This is a genomic window from Microcoleus sp. PH2017_05_CCC_O_A (genome assembly GCF_020738785.1).
GTDB lineage: Bacteria > Cyanobacteriota > Cyanobacteriia > Cyanobacteriales > Microcoleaceae > Microcoleus.
In genome coordinates this window covers 13,952-35,587 of sequence record NZ_JAEQCB010000081.1, presented here as the reverse complement: position 1 = coordinate 35,587, position 21,636 = coordinate 13,952, and the positions used below count along the sequence as shown (strand labels likewise).

Here is a 21,636-nt window from a genome sequence, read left to right as displayed (position 1 = left end):
AACCCGCCCTCACCCAACAAACAATATTAATGTACATTCAGATTTACGGTGGGGCGGGGGCGGGTTTATATTAATTGTCGGTGATTATTATGTATGGTTGGCGAACCCGCCCCTACAAATAAAATGTAGGTTGAAATTACAATTTCAATCCACCGATAGATACTGTAGAGTGCGTCGCACTCGACAATCTGCAATTAAAATCAAAAATATAGCAGCGACGCACCCTACCAGATAAAAAAGATTAATTTGCGATTGCTTCCAAGAATTTCTCAGCATTCTTCACGTTTTCAATATCATAAATATCCCGGTTGTAACAAACAATTTGTGCTACCAACTTTTCATGATGTTGCTGAGCTTTTTCCAACATAGAACCCTGGGAACGCCGATAATTGACAACTACTTCTTTCGTTCCGAAAAATGGGATATTATGTCTGTGACAATTGACCCAAAATTCCCAATCTTCGTAACCTTCTTTCATCCCAATTTTATAACCTGCCACTAAATCCAAAATAGATTTGTGATACAGTGAAGACGGGTGAATCATGTTAGAGTGCTTGATGTTTTCCGGCGAATACAAATCGCTACTCGGTACTATGCGATTTTCTGTGCCAAACATTTGATAAGAACCAAATGCTACACAAGGTACATGAGATTTTAAGCATATTTCTAAAAGACTATTTAAGGCATTTTCAGCTAAAATATCGTCAGCATCCAAAGGCATGATGTATTCACCATTTGCTGCTGCTATTCCCGCATTTCTTGCCAGAGACAGCCCTTGATTTGTTTGTTCTACCAGCCTGATTTTATGCTGGGGATTTGCTGCTATTAAATTTTTGGCAACTGTGCTTGTAGTATCTAAGCTGCCATCATTGACAATGATAATTTCCAAATTTTTGTAAGTTTGCTTAATTGCGCTAGTTACCGCTTGTGGCAAAAAATGAGATTGATTGTAGCAGGGAACAATCACAGATACCAACGGTCGATTTTCCAATTGCTGGGATGCAGAAATTTGCCTGAAACTTTCTGTTTGGGCTTACTTTTGAGCAGCTTGCAAGCTATAAAAATAAATCTTGGGATGTACAATCGCTAATTGATTCAAATCCGTGTTTTGATATTCACTTTCTAACATTGGATATCTCGATAAATATTCTTGTTTAACAAAAATAAATATATTCTGAGCGTACCAAGGCTCTACTTTGTCATTGTTCCATATTTTTCTCCTCAAGCAATCCACGACTGCAAAACCTTTTGTATGAAAATAATTTACCCAATATTGCGGCCACTGTTCGTTAACGTGTTCGACGCCTCCTTGAAACGGTATCGCAGCCGAAAACAAAATTACTGGTGCTAGTTTAGTGAGAGAATTAACAAAGGTTTCAGCACAGGTACCTGGTAAATGTTCTGCAACTTCTAGAGAAATTGCTAAGTCAAACTTTCTTTTTAATTGCAGCGGTTGCTTTAAATCGGCGGATTGGAACTGATTTAAAGGAATTTGTAAAAGAGTGCGATCGACATAATCGCCATCTATTCCCAAACAGTCAGCAATTCCCAACTTATGAAAAGCAGCCAACCAACTTCCCGTACCGCAGCCCACATCCACTACACTTTTAGGTAAATTTGGTTGCAGCAAGTCTAACAGCAGGGGAATAATTTCTATAGCAGAACTGCGAGTTCCTTCTCCTATTAATTCGTAGAAATCTCTTGTATAAGATGACTGTTTTTGTTTATTTTTTTTACTGTATGGGGTCGAATCAATACCGTTTAAACTGCTAATTTCATAACCCTGCAAATGTGCTGGCAAATCCCAATAAATATTAGGATCGGGTTGATGTTTTACAGGCTCGACATTCCCCCGCCAAGCTGCACCCATAATTTGCATTGTTTGATATACTATCGTTTGCCAACCCTGTTGTTTCAAGTAATCTAAACCCTTAGCAACAGCCGGAGCAGCTAAATCGTGAAATAAAATTATTGCATCTTCTTCTGCCAATTTTTCGCAGGCGATCGCATCATTTAACGGCCCATCACCTTCGTGTTCTCCGTCAATAAAAATTAACGACCATTTCCGGTTCAAATCCTTTGCTAATTGCTCTACTCTTTGGGGGCTGTAACCGGGTATGAGTTCAACGGAAGTTTGCACGCCAGACGCATTGAGAGCGCCTTGAATTGAATCTATTACGCTTTGTCTAATATCATCTCTTTCTAACAGCGGATCGACGACATCTAACTCAACTCCGGCGAGTGCTAAGTGACAAGCAGACCAACCCAGCCAGCAGCCGATTTCTAAGGCTTTTTTACCTGAAAATTGCAGGGCTGTATTGTAAAGGATGTGTGCTTCGTCGCGACTGAGAAATCCGACTGAACTAGCACGGCGATCGACATACCAATTGTGCTTGATTTCCCGGCGCAGATACGGCCACGGACAAGTATTAGTATCGCCCACAATCATGTTGGGAAAGTACGCATCTGGGAGAATAATTTTTAGTTCGGGCGAGACGTAATCTCCGACAGGTAATGTATTATTTTGAATTTGAGATGGTGGTTGTACTGTCATTTTTTCTGATTTTAATTGTGGGGATACTGGCGGTTGAATCGGTTGGTAGCGGAGACTAATTTCTATTTGATTCCCGTCGGTTGTTGCTAATTTTACCAAGTCGTGCTTGTGACCTGTGATGTGCAGAATGCCGATCGCCCCGTGCGGCAAATACGGCTCCACAAAACAGCGTCGCTGCTTGTCCCAGACGGGCAAACCGAAGTTGCAGCTCCAATTGCACCCAGCCGGCAGCATCTCTGTGCGATCGAACATTTCAGTACCGTAAACGAGCCGATTTAACGCTATTTGGTCAGTCATCAAAGAAACGTGCCGCTGCAATCCCTCATCCAGATATTCCGCCCAAAGTTCCCAATGCGGCGCATCTTTGTGCAGCGCAAAGATACCTGCATTGATAGTTGGATAGCTGTGCAATTGTTTGGCAACTTCTTCCCCAAAAGCTGCTTGATAATCGCGATAAACAAATTCCCAGTACCAAGGCAATTTGCCATAAGCTAAATAATAGCCTCTATCTAATTCTGGAACAACTGCTAAACCCCGTTTTGCCGCGCCTTTTACGAATAATTCCATAGCTTGCCAATCCTGCACCCAAGCATCAGCATCTATCCACAGGTAGATGTCGAAATTCGGGAAGTAACGGCGCAGAAACGGACGAGCTAAAAGTCCTTTGAGATAGTGAGGTGCTTCATTTTTGCCGGGAAAGTTGAACTCCCAATCGGGTTTTTGAATAATATTAACTTGTGTTTCCAGCCACTCCAATTGTTCGGGAGTGCAGCCTAGATCGAAAAAGCCGATCGCCACATTAGCGCCCTCTGGTTTTTCCCGCACCGATAAAATAGTGCCTCGCACCAGTTCAAAGTAATTTGCATCGGCGGCCGTGATGGTGATAATCTGCATAAATATAGGATTTTTGGTTAAGGATTGGGGATTGGGGATTGGGGATTGGGCATCGGGCATTGGCCAAACAGGGCATTGGGCGGAGCGAAGCGGAGGGATTGGGCATTAGTATTTGTTATTTCATAATTGCTCATTCTTCCTTCTTCCTTCTTCCTTCTTCCTTCTTCCTTCTTCCTTAAATTATACTATCGAGGATGACTTATGAAAAACTCAAAAGGAAAAGTTTATCTAGTCGGTGGGGGGCCCGGAGATTGTAACTTGATGACAGTGCGATCGCAAAAACTGCTCTCCCAAGCCGAAGTCTTAATCTACGACGCACTCATCGACATCCCGCAACTCGCATTAATTCCAGTCACTTGTCAGAAAATAGAAGTAGGGAAACGCGGTGGCAAACCTTCCACCCAGCAGCAAGAAATTAACCGTTTGCTGGTAGAACATTGCCAACTTGGCAAACAAGTAGTGAGACTTAAAAGTGGCGATCCATTTATTTTTGGTCGCTCCAGTTCCGAGATTCAAGCATTAATTATAGCAGGCTGCGAATTTGAAGTTGTGCCGGGAATCTCGTCAGCATTTGCGGCACCTTTGCTAGCAGGAATTCCCCTCACAGATCCGGTGATGAGCCGCTGTTTTGCAGTGATGAGCGCCCACGAACCGGATGCGCTGGAATGGGAAGCTTTAGTGCGGATAGAAACTCTGGTAATCTTGATGGGAGGGCGCAATTTAAGCGAGATAGTCTGGCAATTACAAAAACACGGACGATCGCCCGAAACTGCGATCGCCATTATCCGAGATTGCGGCCGCCCCGAACAGCAAATCTGGATCGGCACGCTCTCCGACATTGTACAACAAACAACAGGTGAATCTCTATCGCCTTGCGTCATCGTCATTGGGGAAGTAGTTAGATTGCGCGAATTTTTAATCTGGCCAGAAAGCACAAACATGAGCCATACACCTGTCACCGCTAACCACAGCCAACCGCTAGCCGGAAAAACGATTTTAGTCACCCGCGCGGCCTCCCAGTCTGGTCAATTTAGCGATCGACTCCAGCAACTGGGTGCCCGCGCGATCGAAATGCCAGCCTTAGTAATTGGTGCGCCTTCAAGTTGGGAACCGTTGGATAGCGCGATCGGGCAAATGTCAAGCTTTCACTGGTTAATCCTCACTTCCCACAACGCCGTAGACTGGTTTTTTCAACGATTGCAAGCAAAAGGCAAAGACGCGCGGAGCTTGTTTGGCATTAAAATAGCAGTAGTTGGGAAAAAGACAGCAGAAAGTTTGCGATCGCACTCACTACAACCCGACTTTATTCCACCCAACTTTGTCGCCGATTCCCTAGTCGAAAACTTCCCCGACAATTTGCAAAACTGCAAAATCTTATTTCCCAGAGTAGAAAGTGGGGGAAGAGAAGTTTTAGTCAAAGAATTCACCGCCAAAGGAGCGCAAGTAATCGAAGTACCAGCGTACCAATCTTGCTGTCCCGAAACAATCGATCCGATCGCCCTAGCCGCACTCCAGAATCAAGCCGTAGATATCATAACCTTTGCCAGTTCCAAAACCGTACATAACTTTTGCCACCTCCTCGAAACAACTCCCGAATTCTCCTTATCTCAGGATTGGCTAGAAAAAGCTTGTATCGCATCCATCGGCCCGGAAACCTCCAAAAGCTGCCAGAATTTATTGGGCAAGTTAGACGTAGAAGCGACAGAATATACATTAGATGGGTTGACTGAGGCGATCGTCCAATGGGCCACAAAACATCAAATTACATAGTTGCACCCGAAGCGGTACGTAGTTGCGCTTGAGCGCTCTTGAAGGTACGTAGTTGCGCTTGAGCGCTCTTGAAGGTACGTAGTTGCGCTTGGGCGCTCTTGAAGGTACGTAGTTGCGCTTGAGCGCTCTTGAAGGTACGTAGTTGCGCTTGAGCGCTCTTGAAGGTACGTAGTTGCGCTTGAGCGCTCTTTCAAAGGTACGTAGTTGCGCTTGGGCGCTCTTTCAGGGCTAAAGCCCAACAACGTACCGCTTCTACTTTTGCATCCAACAATTAGCGAACAAGCTACCACATAGCAATGAATCATCCATAGTGAGTAGGGTTCGTCAAAGGCCAAGCCTAATTTATTATAGACATTGCAAGCCTGACATACCTTACAACTGAATGTCTAGATAGGAAATCGCGGAACAAAAAAGCGAGTAAAATTATCAGTAAATAACAAAGCCGATCGCCAATAGCGTCAAAACATTAATCAAACTAAAAACCAAAAAAGCCCAAACCACCAACCGCAGCGAACTCCCATACCAAACTACCAATTAGCAACAGCCATGAATATGAATTTTTCTCGTTATGACACCTTAACCACCTTGCTAGCAGGAACCACCGCAGCCTTAACCATAGTCATCAGCCAACCGGCGATCGCCAAAACTCCCCAAGAAGTCGCCAGCATCGCCGGGCCGCTGACAGTACAAATCAATAGTTCCCTCGGAGACGGTTCCGGGGTAATTATTGCCAAAAACGGCAAAACTTACACAGTTTTAACAGTCAATCACGTCGTAGAAAAAGCAGACGTGAAATACACCGTTCGCACGTCGGCGGGCAAAAACTATCAAGTAAGCAACGTCACCCGCTTGCAAACAGCCCCAACAGATCCGGATTTAGCAGTAGTCAAATTTGAAAGTCCCGAAGAATATCCAGTGGCGACGCTAGCCGATTCTGACAAAGCCGTCATCGGCACTCAAATCTTCGTTTACGGCTATCCCGCTACGGGCGGACTCTTTGGGGCCGAACGAGAACCAGAAATGTCTCCCGGACTCGTTACCAGCCGCCCGCGCGATCGCCGGGAAGGTTACACTTTGCGGTATCAAGCCGTCACTTGGAGTGGCATGAGTGGCGGGCCAGTTTTCGACTCTGAAGCCCGAGTCATCGGTTTGCACGGACAAGGGGAATTCGGTTTTGCCCAAATCAGTAACGGGGAAGTCGCCCCAATTAAAACAGGATTTAATGCAGCAGTTCCCATTAATACTTTTATCGCCAAACTGGTGGCGGCGGGAATCAACAAATCCGAGTTGAAAGTAGACAATACTCCCACAACTATCGGCCCGGTATCCACCGTTAACCCAAAAGATGCCCAAGCCTATTATTTTCGAGGGCTTTCGCGCTTAGATCAGGGAGAGGCTTGGGAGGCGATCGCCGATTTCAACAAAGCACTCACTTTCAATCCTAAATACAGCCCAGAATTGCATTTTAATATCGGCAATGCCCGCACTTTCATTACTGCCGGCTTGCCACAACCCGACCCCACCCGCGGTGGAACCGCTATTCAAGCATACACGAGTGCGATCGCAGCCAATCCCGGTTTTGCCGACGCCTACTACAACCGAGCTTTAGCTTACCTGACAGAAGACAAAGCCAAAGCAATTGCCGACTTTCAAAAAGCAGCGGAACTTTACAAGCAAGGCGGCAGAACAACTGCATATCAAGATGCCCTCAAGCGCATCCAACAATTGCAGTAGAATTAGAAGTTAAGAATTAAAAATTAAGAATTAAAAATGAATCATCCCATTTTTAGTTCTTAATCTAGTTCATATACACAGCAGGTAAATAATCATGACTGCTATCACCTTAAATCTCAATTCCATTGTCAAACTAACTTCCGAACAGTTCTACCAACTGTGCGAAGAACACCCAGAATTGAAACTAGAACGCAACGCCAACGGAGAATTAATTGTCATGCCGCCAACCGGAGGAGAAACAGGGAAACGCAACTCAACAGCGAATGCTCAAATCTGGACGTGGAACGATCGAACCGAACTCGGAGAAGTGTTTGATTCCTCCACAGGGTTTACTCTGCCCAGTAAAGCCGATCGCTCTCCCGATGTCTCCTGGGTCGAAAAATCGCGGTGGGAAGCTTTGACACCCGAACAAAGAGACAAATTTATCCCCCTCTGTCCTGATTTTGTCATCGAGTTTCTTTCTCCGAGTGACAGCTTGAACAAGACGCAGGCAAAAATGCAAGAATATATGGAAAATGGCTGCCGTTTGGGTTGGCTGATTAACCGCAAAAAACGAGAAGTAGAAATTTATCGCCCCGGTCAACCAGTTGAAGTTTTACAATCTCCTCTCACCCTTTCTGGGGAAGAGGTTTTGCCGGGATTTGTTCTGAATCTACAAAAAATTTGGAATTAGTAAGATTAAACTATAACTTCGCCTATCTTCGGTTCGTAGTGAGGACTTTAGTCCTCATAAAAAGAAGGACTGAAGTCCTCACTACGAACCAATTTGGTTGTAGAGGAATTTGATAAAATTGTAAATATCTATAAAATAAAGGCTAGGAAATTATGGTTCAAACTATTCAAGCTAAAAATGTCACGCTAGAAGAATTAAAAACACTTTTTAACCTGCAACTTGTCACAGACGACCAATTTTTCCCGGAATGGCAAGAGGAGTTACCAGAAATCACAGAGTTTCAGAAACGACAGCTAGATCAGATTAAAGCGGGTTACTTCAACTTGCTAGAGTATCCGCCGATGCTGGAAAAAACCATCAGTTTGTCGATCGTCTCTCCACTACTGTTCACCGGCGAGTTTTACCTGCACCCATTTTACATTAAACCGGAAAAATCCGTCGAAATTTCCGAAGAAGATGAAGGCGTGATTATTAAAGGCAGCCTCGACACTTTAGTTTTAAAAGACCAATTGTGGCTGATGGTAATCGAATCGAAACGAGTTTCGTTTTCCATTGAAGCGGGGCTGGCGCAAATCTTAGCTTATATGCTGGCCAATCCCAATCGCGATCGCCCGAGTTACGGCATGATTGCTACAGGAGGCAGTTTCATCTTTGTCAAGTTGCTCAACGGAGAATCACCGCGATATGCCAAATCTGATTTATTTGGAATTAGCAATCGCACCAATAATCTACAGGATGTACTCCGCATCCTCAAACGCTTGAGTCAGATAGCAGCTAACAATTAGTCATCAGTCATATCATATCATGTCCGGTCGATTAGCATCACAAAAAAGGTTCGTAGTACGTCCTGGCGTCCGCTGTTTAAAAAATGCTTTTTGCAAAACGGAGATGCTCCCGATCGTACCATTGTGGTAAGGAATGAGAATTAAATAACTTACAATTTTAATTATTGTGGGATGGGCGTCCCGCCCGTCTATAAAGCAATACGGTTCACTTAAGACAGATCCCCCCTAACCCCCCTTGGGAAGGGGGGGACAAGAAGCTCTTAAAGTCCCCCTTCTTAAGGGGGATTTAGGGGGATCTCCGGGCATAAATAGTGTTAAGTAAACCGTATTGGTCTATAAAGGACGGGCGGGACGCCCATCCCACTTTTAAGAGTGTAAGTTATTAAATTTTCGTTCCTAAGGTGCGTCGCCAGCAAAATTGTCGATATGTAGATAGGGATTTTTCGTGGCTTCTTCCTTCTTCCTTCTTCCTTCTTCCTTCTTCCTTCTTCCTTCTTCCTTCTTCCTTCTTCCTTCTTCCTTCTTCCTTCTTCCTTCTTCCTTCTTCCCTCTTCCTTCAAAATTACCAAGGCGAACCAATCATTGTAAAAGCGGCCCAATAATACGGATGCGACAAATTTCGATCGCCCCTAGCCGTCAATTCCGCAGGCAAAGGCAGAGCTTGATTGTTGCCCGATCGCACCAAATAACCATCCTGCAACCGCACTTCCCCGCGCAACATCGCCAACTGCGCTTGCCGCAAAGCCTCAGCCTTAATCGGCGCCGTCCGCAACTGCTGGTAAAACTCGGTCATCAACCCCAAAGTTCCAGCATCTGACACATACCACAAACTCGCCAAAGCCGATTTTACCCCCGCGTGTACCGCCAATCCCGCAAACCCCAACTCAGCCTGTTCGTCTCCCACCGCCGTAGTGCACGCACTCAAAACCAACAACTCCACCTGCGGGTTAGATAACTTCAACTCTTCCAACTGATTTAACCGCAATTTAGTATCCCAAAACTGAATGTAAGAATTTTCTGCACCACCAGGCTGAAAATCGCCGTGAGTAGCTAAGTGAATAATTTTGTATTGGGATTGATTGCGTTTTTCCTTCAAATTTGCCAGCGTAAAACGTTCGTTGAGAAAAGACGCACCATGCCAAATCTTGCCCACAATTGTTGATATTTCGAGCGGCACCGCAGGTAAAGGATTTTGATCGTATTTTTCGGGAAATTTCGACGCACCCATCGCCAAAACTTCCGAACCCTTAACATCGGCATAGCGAGTATCAGTCAAACTCAAACTGGGAATCAGCCCCAAACTATACTTTTCTACTAAAAACTGTTTGCCGTCAAACAAAGCAGCTAAAGGCAAAGTTCGCAAACCGGCATCCATCGAAAACGCCAAGGTGTCAATTTTGTTAGCATCCAATTCCGCTTGCATCGGTGCAATTAACCACTGGTAAAGTTGCTGGGCAGGTTGCTTGTAATCAGAACCAGTCAATGTTTTGGGAGTTCTGATAGCATTAGTGAATTCCTTAGCAACTTGCAGCACTGTTTCGCGACTTGCAGGCACGCTTTTAAACACATTTTTGCCGTCTGGCAATAACAACACAAGTTCTAAATTCTTGTCTTTCACCCAGACGTAAACGATCGCCGGTTTAACTCCCGTCAAGCGATTGACGCTGCTGAGAGTATCTCGGATACTTTGCTGCGTGATTGACTTTTGATCGAGATTTCCACCAAAGTAACGTTCAAATTCCCGGCCCTGAGCTCTATCCCTTTGCTGCACTGCGTCGATCGGACTTATTTGCGCGATCGAAGTCGATCGAGAAATCTCAGGCAGCCTCAAACTCGCGATACTGTCTGTATTGCCACTTCCAGGTTTTTGTGCAGTTGCTCCACCGCCGTTTTCTGTCGCACTAGACGCACCCACATTGTTTTTTAACACCGACTGCGACAGCAAAACAGAGCCGGCAGCAGTCTCGTTCGACCGTTCCTCAACAGGCACAGTAGCAGACCCTGAGGGTACATTTGCGGTACCGCTCTTGGGCGAAGACACGCTCGGAGTCTGAGTGACAATTTGTGGAGAATTGCCTGTATTTTTTAATCCCACAGTGGTAGTTGGTGCTGGACTCGGCAGGCTCAACAGGGGCGCGGTAGCAGTAGTTGAGGAGGTAGCGTTCGACTTCGAGTTCGAGTTTCCTGTCCCAACAGTTGTGGTTGTGCAGTTTCCCGACGGGCAAGTGCTTTGCAACAGCGTCAGCGAACCCGATCGCACCTGTCCGTCTGTAGAAATGCTCACGCTGGCGCGATCGCTCGTCGTTTCGCTTCCAGCAGCCCGGAACAATCCCCCAGCCTGGATTGCCACATCGCCGCCCGTATTTCCATTAGCTTTGATGGAAACAACTTCAACATCTTTCTGCCCGGTAATCTTGCTCGAACCGGCACTTCCCGACTGCGAACTAGAATTGATCACCCCTGTCACGATCCGGCCCGGCGCCACGATCGAGATATCTCCGCCACTTGAGGCACCGAAAGCATTGACATTGCCCACGACTACCGAGCCCGCGCTGCGGATGTTGATATTGCCCGCCGTCCCATTTGCCGATCGAGATGACACAACACCAGCAGTCACATTACCTTGACTGCTAGTGATATTAATCCCTGCATTCGAGGTAACGTCTCCCACTGCCACACTACCGCCCATCAGAGCGATGCTAGCGTTATCAGTTCCCACGATCGCACCAGATCCCACGATCGCACCAGATCCCAAGGGCGATCGAATCGTCGTCGGATCTTGAAATGTCACCGCCGGCGTTGAATTGGGCGTTGTGGTTGCTGGAGTAATCGCGATCGAGCCGCTACCGTCAGCACGCCCGATCGCGATTGAAGCAAACCCGTTTCGCAGCGAGTTGAATTCCGCAGCAGTCAAGTTCAAAGCCTCAGTCTCAGCAGCACCGGCGATCGTCATATTTTGAGCCGGATCGATTGGTTGCAGCACCAGATTGCCGTTGCTGGCGATCGAATTGTTGCCGCCCGTCAAGTCAATTTCGTTGCCTGTCAGAGTAATATTTCCACCTGTTTCCGAGCCGCCAGCTTCGATCGCGCCAACAGTGACTCCGCCGCGGCCAGTCAGCGTCACATTCCCCGCGCGATCGCCCCTAGTGTCGATCGCGCCAGCAGTCACCGTACCCTCGGCGGTAACGCTCACATCTCCCCCCGACGTGCGCGGCACTTTCGCAGAATTGACATTCGTGTTGATGCTGGGGGGATTTCCAGTGCGTAGCGCAGCCGTAGTCACATTGCCGGTTGTGCTATTGATGCGAATTTCCTGATTGTTGGTAGTGATATTTCCGATGCGGATATTGCCCTCAGCTTTCAGAGTAATTGAGGCATTGTCTGCCCCTGTCAGGGAACTTGTGCTCGTAATTGTTCCCAAACCCGTCGGCGATTGAATAATTAGCGGATCGTAAAATGTGAAATTATTAGCAATCAGAATCGAACCGCTACCGTTGCTGCGGCCGATCGTAATTCCAGCAAACCCATTTTGCAAATTTTCGAGCTCGTTTGCTGTCAGATTCAAATAAGTATTAGTCCCGACATCTCCAGAACCAGCGATCGCAATATTTTGACCGAGATTCCAAGGTTGGAGTACCAAAAAGCCCGTCCCGCTGACCGAATTTTTGTCCCCTTTCAAATTAATTTCATTACCAGTTAAAGTAATGTTTCCCGAACCACCGGCGATCGAACTAACTCCCAGAATATTCCGAGCCGTCAAAGTTACATTTGCCGACGATTTAGAACCGCTAGCATCAAGTTTTTGGGCTGTGACGTTCAGGCCTTCGAGCAAAATATTGCCACTTGTGCCGCCGCTGGAATTCGATGCCGAAACATTGGCTGCAACGGTTGTCCCCGGACTAATTAAACTAATATTTCCGCCGTTGCTGGACAAATTGCCCGCAGTAATTTGACTTCCCTCCAGGGCGATCGCGCCTCCGCGAGTGCTAATTGTATCTCCAGCATTCATCGAAAAAACACCCGCACCATTGCGATCGGCATCTGCTCTCAATGTCACGGATCCAGTAGTTGCCGCAAAGCTCAACTTATTATCCGCCAAATCAGCAATTTTAATATCATTCAGGGCTTCGAGAACCACATTGGTTGTCCCCGAAATACTTTCCAAAGCTCTTCTTGAAATAGTCAGGGAAGAATCGGAATTGTTTGCCTGCCCTGGTGAAGGCGTTTGTGTTGCCAAAATATTACTGTTAGCAATAACTGCCGCATCCCCCGCAGCTTCTGAGGAATCTGTAATTAAAATATTTTCAGGATCGAACAGCAAAGTCCCCAAACCGTTTGTCCCGGAAGTATCGACAGTACCGTTAAACATCAATCTTTGCTTCCCCGAAATTTCCACAAACCCGCCAACACCGCTGCTGTTCGATTCAGAAACGCCCGTTGCGCTGATGCGGCCCAAAAATGCTGTTGTGTTGTCCGCCCAGACAAAAACTCTGCCGCCATTACCCGATCGAGTGGCGTTGGCTGCGATCGAACTTTTGCCATCCACGTAAGTCATTCTGGCATTCGGCACAGTTCCCTCGCCTCGGTAATCTCCCCCGATCCGCACCGTTCCCCCGCCGTCGGGGCCGTCCGCCTCAATCTTCGCGGACAACAGCCCTACCTTGTCGCCCAACACGTTGACAGTACCTCCCGCGCCCCCCCTGGCAGACACGTCCGCTTCCCCCGATAACAGCGCAGTTCCAGCACCTGCCGGTACTGTTTGGCCGCCCGTAAGTACGACTTCACCGCGATCGTTCGTAGTTATACCAGTAGCGCTAGCCACGCCGGAACCCGAGAGTAGCTTTGGCAAACTCAGAGGAGAAAACGGCAGAGCTTCCGAACCAGCCACTCCCGCAGCCGGAGCAACTTCTAAACTCAGCAAAAGTCCGTTTTGACTCAACCGCACCAGATTTTGGCCCGGGACAGCCGCCACCGTAATTTGACCGCCTGGCGCTGAAAGTCTCCCCGTACTGATGACAGTACCGCCCAGCAAAGTCAAACTCTGCCCGTTTTCCACAGCCAAGTCACCGGCATTGACAATACTCCCCGGCTGTGCGCCAAAAGCAAAAGTATTCGGTGCTCCCACTAGGCCCGCGTAGTTATTCGCCCCCGTACCGTTGAACCAGCCGCTGTCAAAACCGATACTGCTAGCGGTGGTAGCCACAAAAGACCCGGGCACGTCGAGTCGCGCATTACTGCCAAAAATAATCCCTGCCGGGTTCATTAGGTACAAGTTAGAATTGCCACCAGTAACTCGAATTAAACCGTTAATTAAGGAAGCGTCGCCGCCGACAACGCGGCCGAGGATATTTTTAATGTTTGGGTTGGAGATGAAATTGGCAGTTTCGCCAGAATTTAAACCAAATCGAGTAAAACTGTGGAACAGATTTGCTCCGTCTCTGGAACTTGTGCCACCTGTAATATCGTAGCGAGAGGGCGACGCACCGGGCGTGGTGATGGTGGTTCCGGTGCCGTCTGGGGCTGCCATAATTGGCTCGGCCGCAGCAATTTGAGATTGGCGATAAATTGCCACAATCACCCATCCGCTGCTATCTTCTTTGAAGAAAACCAGGTTGGGGAAAAAATCTAATATCAAAAATCCAGCCAGGGGAATTGCTGCCAGAATCGATCGCACAGCAGATTGAGCTTTCATAAAATTTGCCTCGATCTAGACCTGAATTCAAGTTTTAAATGGAGATTTTAGGTAAAAAACAGTCTATCGCACCCTCATGCTGACCATTCCTAAGGCTAACTCTCGATCGCCAATTCCCAATTTCAAGTCTAATTTTAATTGTGTCACCAACATAGCAAATACGGACAGTAAGTGTCGAAACACCGTTGAGTTTAAACAGAGAAAATTATGAGCGATCGAATTGTCCGCACGATCGGCTTAACTGGGGGCATCGCCACCGGGAAAACCGCTATATCTAATTATCTGACAGATACCTATGGATTTCCGATTTTAGATGCCGATATTTACGCCCGCGAAGCTGTGCACCCAGGTTCGCCAATACTAGACTCTATTGTAGAACGATACGGCGCCGTTATTTTGCTCCCCGACGGCAATTTAAACCGCCCCGAGTTAGGAAATATTATTTTTTGTAACGCAGCGGAACGGCAGTGGTTAGATCAACAGATTCACCCTTATGTGCGCCGCCGGTTAGTGGAGGAAACTCAAAGCTACATTGCTGCCTTAAATCTGGTATCCCCAGACACAGATGAATTAGGTACAAAAACTCAAGAAAGCGGGTTTTGGGAAGGCGATCGCGAATTAGAACCAAGTGTGGTTGAAAAAAAACCAGGTTTCTGCGCCCAGACTGACAGGTTGACTTTGGTATTGGTAGTGCCGCTGCTGTTTGAAGCTAACATGACTGACTTGTGTACCGAAATTTGGGTGGTGTACTGTTCGCCCGAAGTGCAGTTACAACGGCTGATGCACCGAGACGGCTTGAGTTGCGATCGAGCTAATGCACGGATTAACGCCCAGATGCCGCTAGCTAACAAGTGCCAACAAGCTGATGTTGTTTTGGATAACTCGTCAACCCTCGACTCTCTATTCCTATACATAGATTCGCAAATCAGATCGTAGCCTATGTTACGCGCGACATTCTGATGTGGCATTAGCTTGTCTTCGATCCGAAGCTGCATCTCGATATCAATAAATTATGAAGTTAATCTGAAAACTCGTAAATATCTACAATTTCAGGAATCTGATTCAACAACATATAAATATATAGAGTGCCCAAGCCGCGCCCAGGATACTGTGTTTTTGTGTCTTTAATCCGAGGCTGCATCTCCATATCAATAAATTATGAAGTTAATCTGAAGACTCGTAAATATTTATAACTTACGGTTTCGTTTCCTGGTTGCAAGAGTGTCGCAAAAAGATGGGAAGCCTTGACTGCTGGTGGTTTTCGGCAATTAGTAGGTAACTTGAACTTACAACTGAAACAGTGAGAGAAACGAGGGGTTTTACCCCGTTTGACTAAAATTCAAAAAAATGTATGGGTCATCAATTACCAATTGATGATTTCGCGGCAATTCAATTTTTTTTTTACCTGTTTTTGCCCTGATAGCAGAGTACAGGCTGCGTATCAAGAAATAGAAAATACGACACGGAACTCTATGATGCGCCTTTACTCTTCCATGCTGATGTCAACCCTGCTACTGAGTAGCACAGCAGTTAACGCTCAAAGCTTAGAAACCCGATCGACCTTTTTCTCTCAAGACAAACCTGCTCCCGAAATTATGACCGTCCAAGCCAACGCTCAGATATTTTACGCAGATAACGATAAAGATACCTTGCCCGAACGAGGCAGCGGGAGATAAACCCAAACAATGGATGTTTTTGCTAAACAAAGCAAAATAAATCGGCCGATTACTTTGAGTATTTTTCCCTACTCTGTCGAGGGAGATAAATAAGTAATGAGGGCATTCTTAAACGAAGAGTTAAACGCAATTACTTCCAGATTGGCTGAAGCGATGTTGGATCGGGGAGCAAAAATCTCTGAAAAAAAAACACAACACAATGAATACTACCATCAAGTTAATTTATTTGAGTACGCTATTAGTTAGCGCTCTTGTGATTCCTCAAAAACTAGCAAACTTTTCAATTGCAGAACATCAGTTCAATAAATCGCAACAACTGCTATTAGCAGCTAAAGATACCAAAAACGATGCACAAAGGTGTAGAACCTCGCCGTCTCCGGGATGTTCTCGCCGAGACTCGCACGCGATCGCAGAAACCAGACTTTTTGAGTCTTGAGACTTTCTCGACTGATGCTGATACCGTCAGTCAACCCAATCAAAATCAAAAATGGTACGATCGATTCATATCAAATCCGGTAGCATCGTCCTGTATTCAGATCTCTATTCTCTCCCTCTGTGTCCTCTGTGTTCTCTGCGGTTAAATAATTTCCATGCAACCAGACATGATATCACCCTAAAATTTCAGGTTTTAGATCAAAAAAATAGGTAAAGCGCTAGTAGGAATCTGGCGCTTTACCTAGTAGATATTCCACGGTTTTGAAGCTCTACTCTTCCGCAGCTTCGCCGCCAACCACGACATCCCGGATCCGCAAACTCGGGCCGCCGCAGCCCACGGGTAAACCGCTTTGTCCTCCCTTCCCGCAGCCGCCGGATTCATCCCAGTAGAAATCGTCGCCGATCGCCTCAATATCCGCTAAAGTGCTGAAAACATTACCCGAAAGAGTTACATCCCGCACCGGATTGTCGAGTTTGCCATCGCGAATCATCCAAGCTTCGCCGGCGCTGAAAGTAAACATTTCGCCGTTAGTCATGCCGCCTTGCCAATTGCGCGCGAAAACACCCTCTTTGATACCAGAAAATAAATCCGCAACCGGCGTATCGCCCCGTTCGATCCAAGTATTCGTCATGCGGACGATCGGCGGATAGTGATAATTTAAACAGCGAGCATTGCCCGTAGGCGTTTCTCCCAACTTACCCGCAGTTTCCCGCGAGTGCAGCCGCCCAACTAAAGCGCCGTCTTTAATTAACTGAGTCGTAGTCGCCGGAGTCCCTTCATCGTCATAGAAATAGCTGCCCCGGTGTCCCTGTGGCGCAGCACCGTCGAAAATTTGCAAGTTTTTCGGGCCGAACTGGCGGCCGAGGGTCATAATTTCCAAGATGTCGGGATTTTCGTAGGCCATGTCAGCTTCTGAAAGGTGTCCGAAGGCTTCGTGGACGAACAATCCGCTAAGTATTGGGTCGATGACGACGGTGTAGGTGTTGCCTTGGACGGGGGGCAAGGCTAGGGAGTCTACCGCGCGCTGGGCGGCACTGCGAACTTGGGTATCAAGTTCGGTTAAATCTTCGTAAGCTTTCCGCGAACCAGTGGTTTCGCGGCCGGTTTGTACGGTTTCCCCGCTGCGGGCTGTGGCGGCAAACCGCATTTCCATGTCTGCCCAACCTTGTTCGAGCATCGTGCCTTCGGAGGTGGCGAGGATCGTGCGCTGGGTGCTGTCGCCGTAACGCACGGAGATGGTGGCGATGCGGGGGTCTATGCTGCGTAGGATGGCTGCGTAGCGATCGCACAATTGCTTTTTCTCAATTAGCGGCACCAGACGGGGGTCTGTTCCTGTCAAAGGCAGGAAGCAAATGTCTTGTACTGGCGTAACTGGCGCGAGAATCGTTTCTTCTTCGCCGATCAGTTTGGCTGCGGCGATGGCTTCTTCGATTCTTTCGGCGAGGGTGGAAAGTCGGTTAAAACTGGCAAAGCCCCAGCCGCCTTTGTGACAAGCTCGGACTTGGCCGCCAATTGAGACTCCTTCGCTGAGGGTTTCAATTTTTTCGCCCCGCAGCAGGATGTCTGTGCCTTCGGCTTCTTCGAGTCGAATTGCTAGATAATCTACTTGGTTGCGGTAGCGTGCCATTAACTCTGACAACAGATTTTTCGAGTCGGCGATCGAGGTGGGCATAAGGAAAGCACGGTGTTTAACTGCATCCATTTTGCACTTTTGCCGGGGCGATCGGGTGGGTTCGTCAAAAATATCGCCCGCAGCGCGGAGATTGCGACTTAATTTGTACGGTTCTGCCAATAACGATAGTTGACAAATGTGGATATCCTGTGAGTTAGGAGCAAAGCGCAAGAAATTATGCGGGATTTTTGGGTTCTGCTGGTGCTTGAATTTTTACTCCTGAACATTCCTATAAATAAATACTTCATCCTTCATACCTGGTGAAGGTGGGTTTATACCTACTGTGAATACTTACTTTTTACCGACAATCAGCGAGATTTTAGCCTCCGAGGCCTTAGAAAATGACCTCAGTCTGTTTGATGTGAAGTTGGCTGGAGAAAACAACCGCCCGAAGTGTCCTGGGAGTCGTGCGGCTTCCCGGCCCAAAGCTGAACAGGAATGGTACGGGGCGATCGCAACTTTGAATCAAATGCTCGCGAAGCAAACACACTGTCTCTCCCCATCCCCCATCCCCAATTCCTGTCAGGGATTGATTTTGTCGGGCCCATCTTCGGTTTTGACTGAGCCGGTGGTGGCTTCGGGCTTTGCTAATTGGATTTTTACCAGTATTCCTGACAACGATGCAGCTTTGTGGTCTTTTCGTGCTAGACAAACTTTAGCTTTGCTACCGGCCGCTGACAAGCAAAGATCCGTGCCTGCGACGGCCCCGACTTTGGCTTTGGCGATCGGCGATCCTTTGGCGAACGAACAATTTTGTGTGGTTTTAACGGCTAGTTTTAGTCTGGTGATGGTTTTGGGTGAAAATGCTGCGGGAATGCCGGCTTTTCTATTTTCCTTCGACCCCCAAGTCGTCGCCAAAGCTTGGGAAGTTTTGCGGCGCCGCGTAACTGAAAGTGAATGTTTGCTTGCTAATTCTGACGGTCGATTCAATTTGCGATCGCACCAATTAACTCCTAATTCTACTCACGATTCTACTCATAAATTAGATGCGCTATTCCAGCAGTTTTTGCCTGTTGCTCCCAAATATCAAACAGTCGCGCTGTTCGCCAGCTTGTTGTTAAATAATTTGCCTGTTGGGAAAGAGGAAGCAGGCAGGCTCAAGGATGAAAGAGTTGAGGATAGCCTGAAAGGTAGGCAAGATATCAAGTGCAAGTCTGCAATTCCTCACGCTACTAAAGAGGTGGAGTTGCTACAGGCGATCGCCCACGAAGTCCGCACTCCTTTGGCCACCATCCGCACCCTGACTCGGTTGCTGCTGAAACGCCCCAAACTCGATCCAGTGGTGGTGAAGCGTTTGGAAACCATCGATGCTGAGTGTACCGCTCAGATCGATCGCTTCGGTTTAATTTTCCGCGCCGTGGAAATGGAAATGTCGCAAGCTAAAAATTCCGCATTGCAGCTAACAGCCATGTCCCTCGGTGAAGTGCTCCAAAATAGCATTCCTCGCTGGCAAAAACAAGCGATTCAGCGCAACCACACTTTAGAAGTGATTGTGCCCCAAAAATTGCCGGCGGTAGTCAGCGATCCGACGATGTTGGATCAGGTGTTAACTAATTTGATTGAGAATTTTACTCGAACTTTGCGATCGGGAAGTCGCATTCAGGTAGAGGTGACGTTGGCTGGGAGTCAATTAAAATTGCAGTTAGAATCGGAACACTTACCTGAAGGTAACGGCGTATCGACTTTTGGAGGATCGGCGAATGCTCCTTTGCGATCGATCGGGCCTTTGCTCATGGTACAGCCGGAGACAGGAAGTTTGAGCTTAAATTTGAGCGTCACTAAGAATTTATTTCGCGCTGCTGGCGGCAAGCTGGTAATTCGCCAGCGCCCCCAAAAGGGTGAGGTGATGACCGTATTTTTGCCGCTGCAATAGTTACAGCTAGAGCACAAGGCATTTTAAACAAGCGGTAGCGCGATCGCAAATTCTGTTCCTTCTGCCAATACCGAATCACAATTGATACTCCCCAGCCCACTCCGGGACGGGGATTTTTGAAGAGTCCAGATGCGAACTTTTAAAGGCGAAATCAAAGCGCCCCTACTGACTCCTTTTAGGCATAGCCCTAAAGTTGCCGCTACTTTTCGCAAAATGTTCGCAGCGCCATTGCAGTCTGCATTAATTTTGCTTCCATCTTTTGACCGATATAATCCACGATTAACGCGCTTTCCAGATTCTTTCCACCCTTCAGTTTTTTCACCGAACTTAGGCAATTCATCCGAATCTAAAAAACTTGCCTTACTTGTATAGCTTTCTTCTGTTTCAACAAACTGAATACCATACTGTTCACAAAGCTGGAAAATCCTATCTTTCAACCGAGCGGTAGGGATTTGCACAAAACTTTGATTGGTTTTGCTACCAAGATTTATTTCTTGACGCATCCCCTTGTTCCAGCCGAAAACGATTGTGCCTATTTGATTTTCGAGACAGTGGCTTAATACTAATCTAGCCGCTTTATTGACTGCATCTCTGACCTGCCTGTTTCGCTTTTCTGTAAGGAGCGCCAATCTCTTAGACCAAAAACCTTGAGGTCTATGCTCTTTAATCGCTGCAACCCGCTTGTTATACCATTGATTTAATGATTTTAAATGCCGTCCATCTACAATAAAACTTGTTCCCGCATTGGAAACACAAGTTAACCAATTATTTAACCCTGGATCGATACCCAGAGCTTTGTTTGTATCTAATTTAATCGCTGTTGACTGAAGCTGGTAGACAAACTCGGCATAAAATTCGCCATTTCTTGGCAAAATGCGAATCTCTCTAATTGTTTTGTAGTCTAGGTTAGACGGCATTGGCAAATAAAATTCACCAATCCCAAACCACAATTTAACCTTACTACCTAATGGGAACCTTAATTGCCCATTCTTTAGCTTTACATCTGCTTTTGGGAAGGTCACAAGTTTTAAGCTGTTTTTGCGATACTTCGGTAGTTTAGGATGTTGCGTTACTGTACCACTTTTGATTCCCTTCAGCAATCCAATATATGACTTGAAAGATTCCGCAACACTGGTCAACGTCTGTTGGGCAACATGGGAATACAGCGCTTTAAAGTGCAGATTTTCTTTGAATAATTTGTGCAAGTCATACTTGCCCGGAATCTTCCCGGTTTTGAAATACAATTGCCGACAGTAGTAAGTCCCAGAGTTGGCTAGCTTGTTTGACTCTTCGCATACAAACTCTAGAACGCTTCTTAACTCTCGATTTGGGCTAATTAAATTTTGCTGGCAGCCATAATTAGACATTTTTTTGAGTCTCAATGTACTGTTTAATTACTGTAATGGGCGCACCGCCAACAGTTGCAATGAAGTAGCTATTAGTCCATAACGTTGGTAATCGACTTTTTAAACAAGGAAATTCTTGACGGAGGTATCTAGAGGATCGTCCTTTCATGTATCTGATTAGTTTGGCAATCCCAAACTGAGGATCGCACTCGATTAAGAGGTGAACATGATCTGGCATTACTTCCATTTCTATCAATTCACTATTAAACTCAGTCGCAACTTCTAACAATATTTCTTTTAGTCGGGCATCGACACCTTCAATTAAAACTTTGCGACGATATTTTGGACACCACACAATATGGTATTTACACGAGTAGACGACATTTTTGTTGGATTTGTAATTAACGCTCATATTATAGTTATACAGCATTAACCTGTATATGGTGCAAATCTTGCATTAAGATTTATTAAATACGCTTAGGCGGTTGAAACCGCCGCCGACTTATCCCCGTGTCGTTAGCCAGGGGCTGG

The 21,636-nt window shown here is 46.6% G+C and carries 15 protein-coding genes; 8 read left to right on the top strand and 7 right to left on the bottom strand.

The genetic code is table 11. The annotated features are described in order from the left end of the window. Positions 1–241: 241 nt before the first annotated feature. Together JGK20_RS19785 and JGK20_RS19780 are read right to left on the bottom strand one after the other, a co-directional pair. Complete coding sequence (locus tag JGK20_RS19785; RefSeq protein WP_293231856.1) at positions 242–967, bottom strand: glycosyltransferase family A protein; 726 nt, start codon at positions 965–967, stop codon at positions 242–244. Between the two features lie 66 nt (positions 968–1,033). Beyond that, positions 1,034–3,508 (bottom strand): methyltransferase domain-containing protein, encoded by a 2,475-nt coding sequence (locus tag JGK20_RS19780; RefSeq protein ID WP_293231854.1) that lies wholly within the window; start codon positions 3,506–3,508, stop codon positions 1,034–1,036. A 141-nt stretch (positions 3,509–3,649) separates the two neighbouring features. On the opposite strand from JGK20_RS19780, the gene cobA reads away from it, so the two are divergent. The 4 genes from cobA (at position 3,650) to JGK20_RS19760 (ending at position 8,410) form a co-directional block, all read left to right on the top strand. Further along, a complete protein-coding gene (cobA, locus tag JGK20_RS19775) occupies positions 3,650–5,218 on the top strand; it encodes a uroporphyrinogen-III C-methyltransferase (protein ID WP_293231852.1) in 1,569 nt (522 codons plus the stop codon). Positions 5,219–5,764: 546 nt separating this feature from the next. Continuing rightward, positions 5,765–6,952, top strand: a complete 1,188-nt coding sequence (locus JGK20_RS19770; protein ID WP_293185746.1) for a tetratricopeptide repeat-containing serine protease family protein — start codon at positions 5,765–5,767, stop codon at positions 6,950–6,952. A gap of 94 nt (positions 6,953–7,046) precedes the next feature. Next, complete coding sequence (locus JGK20_RS19765) at positions 7,047–7,625, top strand: Uma2 family endonuclease (protein WP_293185745.1); 579 nt, start codon at positions 7,047–7,049, stop codon at positions 7,623–7,625. Positions 7,626–7,777: 152 nt separating this feature from the next. Then, positions 7,778–8,410: a restriction endonuclease subunit R gene (locus JGK20_RS19760; RefSeq protein WP_293231850.1), complete on the top strand. Its 633-nt coding sequence runs from the start codon at positions 7,778–7,780 to the stop codon at positions 8,408–8,410. A gap of 396 nt (positions 8,411–8,806) precedes the next feature. Here JGK20_RS19760 and JGK20_RS19755 read toward each other — a convergent pair whose 3' ends face one another. Together JGK20_RS19755 and JGK20_RS19750 are read right to left on the bottom strand one after the other, a co-directional pair. After that, positions 8,807–8,989: a hypothetical protein gene (locus tag JGK20_RS19755; protein WP_293226577.1), complete on the bottom strand. Its 183-nt coding sequence runs from the start codon at positions 8,987–8,989 to the stop codon at positions 8,807–8,809. Next, the gene (locus JGK20_RS19750; RefSeq protein WP_293231848.1) at positions 8,973–14,102 is read right to left on the bottom strand and encodes a CHAT domain-containing protein; all 5,130 of its coding nucleotides are present in this window, start codon (positions 14,100–14,102) and stop codon (positions 8,973–8,975) included. Before JGK20_RS19750 ends, JGK20_RS19755 begins: the two co-directional genes overlap by 17 nt. 207 nt (positions 14,103–14,309) lie before the next feature. Here JGK20_RS19750 and coaE point away from each other — a divergent pair, with 207 nt between their 5' ends. The 3 genes from coaE to JGK20_RS19735 all read left to right on the top strand — a co-directional run bounded on the left by coaE (position 14,310) and on the right by JGK20_RS19735 (position 16,214). Beyond that, the gene (gene coaE / locus JGK20_RS19745; RefSeq protein ID WP_293185739.1) at positions 14,310–15,038 is read left to right on the top strand and encodes a dephospho-CoA kinase; all 729 of its coding nucleotides are present in this window, start codon (positions 14,310–14,312) and stop codon (positions 15,036–15,038) included. A 536-nt stretch (positions 15,039–15,574) separates the two neighbouring features. After that, positions 15,575–15,778: a hypothetical protein gene (locus JGK20_RS19740; RefSeq protein ID WP_293185738.1), complete on the top strand. Its 204-nt coding sequence runs from the start codon at positions 15,575–15,577 to the stop codon at positions 15,776–15,778. A gap of 199 nt (positions 15,779–15,977) precedes the next feature. Next, on the top strand, positions 15,978–16,214 hold the full coding sequence (locus JGK20_RS19735; RefSeq protein ID WP_293213332.1) for a hypothetical protein: 237 nt from the start codon (positions 15,978–15,980) through the stop codon (positions 16,212–16,214). A 268-nt stretch (positions 16,215–16,482) separates the two neighbouring features. On the opposite strand, the gene JGK20_RS19730 is transcribed toward JGK20_RS19735, so the two are convergent. Then, positions 16,483–17,886, bottom strand: a complete 1,404-nt coding sequence (locus JGK20_RS19730; RefSeq protein ID WP_293193339.1) for a TldD/PmbA family protein — start codon at positions 17,884–17,886, stop codon at positions 16,483–16,485. Positions 17,887–18,169: 283 nt separating this feature from the next. On the opposite strand from JGK20_RS19730, the gene JGK20_RS19725 reads away from it, so the two are divergent. After that, complete coding sequence (locus JGK20_RS19725) at positions 18,170–19,759, top strand: HAMP domain-containing sensor histidine kinase (protein WP_293231846.1); 1,590 nt, start codon at positions 18,170–18,172, stop codon at positions 19,757–19,759. Positions 19,760–19,782: 23 nt separating this feature from the next. Here JGK20_RS19725 and JGK20_RS19720 read toward each other — a convergent pair whose 3' ends face one another. Both JGK20_RS19720 and tnpA read right to left on the bottom strand, forming a co-directional pair. Next, positions 19,783–21,126, bottom strand: coding sequence for a transposase (locus JGK20_RS19720; protein WP_293193326.1), 1,344 nt, complete (start codon positions 21,124–21,126; stop codon positions 19,783–19,785). Then, a complete protein-coding gene (tnpA, locus tag JGK20_RS19715) occupies positions 21,119–21,517 on the bottom strand; it encodes an IS200/IS605 family transposase (protein ID WP_293185733.1) in 399 nt (132 codons plus the stop codon). Before tnpA ends, JGK20_RS19720 begins: the two co-directional genes overlap by 8 nt. Positions 21,518–21,636: the final 119 nt, after the last annotated feature.

Bases quoted from the DNA above. Each gene is read 5' to 3' on its own strand.
- JGK20_RS19780 (WP_293231854.1), bottom strand. From the start codon at position 3,508: ATGCCCGATGCCCAATCCCCAATCCCCAATCCCCAATCCTTAACCAAA.
- cobA (WP_293231852.1), top strand. From the start codon at position 3,650: ATGAAAAACTCAAAAGGAAAAGTTTATCTAGTCGGTGGGGGGCCCGGA.
- JGK20_RS19770 (WP_293185746.1), top strand. From the start codon at position 5,765: ATGAATATGAATTTTTCTCGTTATGACACCTTAACCACCTTGCTAGCA.
- JGK20_RS19765 (WP_293185745.1), top strand. From the start codon at position 7,047: ATGACTGCTATCACCTTAAATCTCAATTCCATTGTCAAACTAACTTCC.
- JGK20_RS19760 (WP_293231850.1), top strand. From the start codon at position 7,778: ATGGTTCAAACTATTCAAGCTAAAAATGTCACGCTAGAAGAATTAAAA.
- JGK20_RS19750 (WP_293231848.1), bottom strand. From the start codon at position 14,102: ATGAAAGCTCAATCTGCTGTGCGATCGATTCTGGCAGCAATTCCCCTG.
- coaE (WP_293185739.1), top strand. From the start codon at position 14,310: ATGAGCGATCGAATTGTCCGCACGATCGGCTTAACTGGGGGCATCGCC.
- JGK20_RS19740 (WP_293185738.1), top strand. From the start codon at position 15,575: ATGATGCGCCTTTACTCTTCCATGCTGATGTCAACCCTGCTACTGAGT.
- JGK20_RS19735 (WP_293213332.1), top strand. From the start codon at position 15,978: ATGAATACTACCATCAAGTTAATTTATTTGAGTACGCTATTAGTTAGC.
- JGK20_RS19730 (WP_293193339.1), bottom strand. From the start codon at position 17,886: ATGCCCACCTCGATCGCCGACTCGAAAAATCTGTTGTCAGAGTTAATG.
- JGK20_RS19720 (WP_293193326.1), bottom strand. From the start codon at position 21,126: ATGTCTAATTATGGCTGCCAGCAAAATTTAATTAGCCCAAATCGAGAG.
- tnpA (WP_293185733.1), bottom strand. From the start codon at position 21,517: ATGAGCGTTAATTACAAATCCAACAAAAATGTCGTCTACTCGTGTAAA.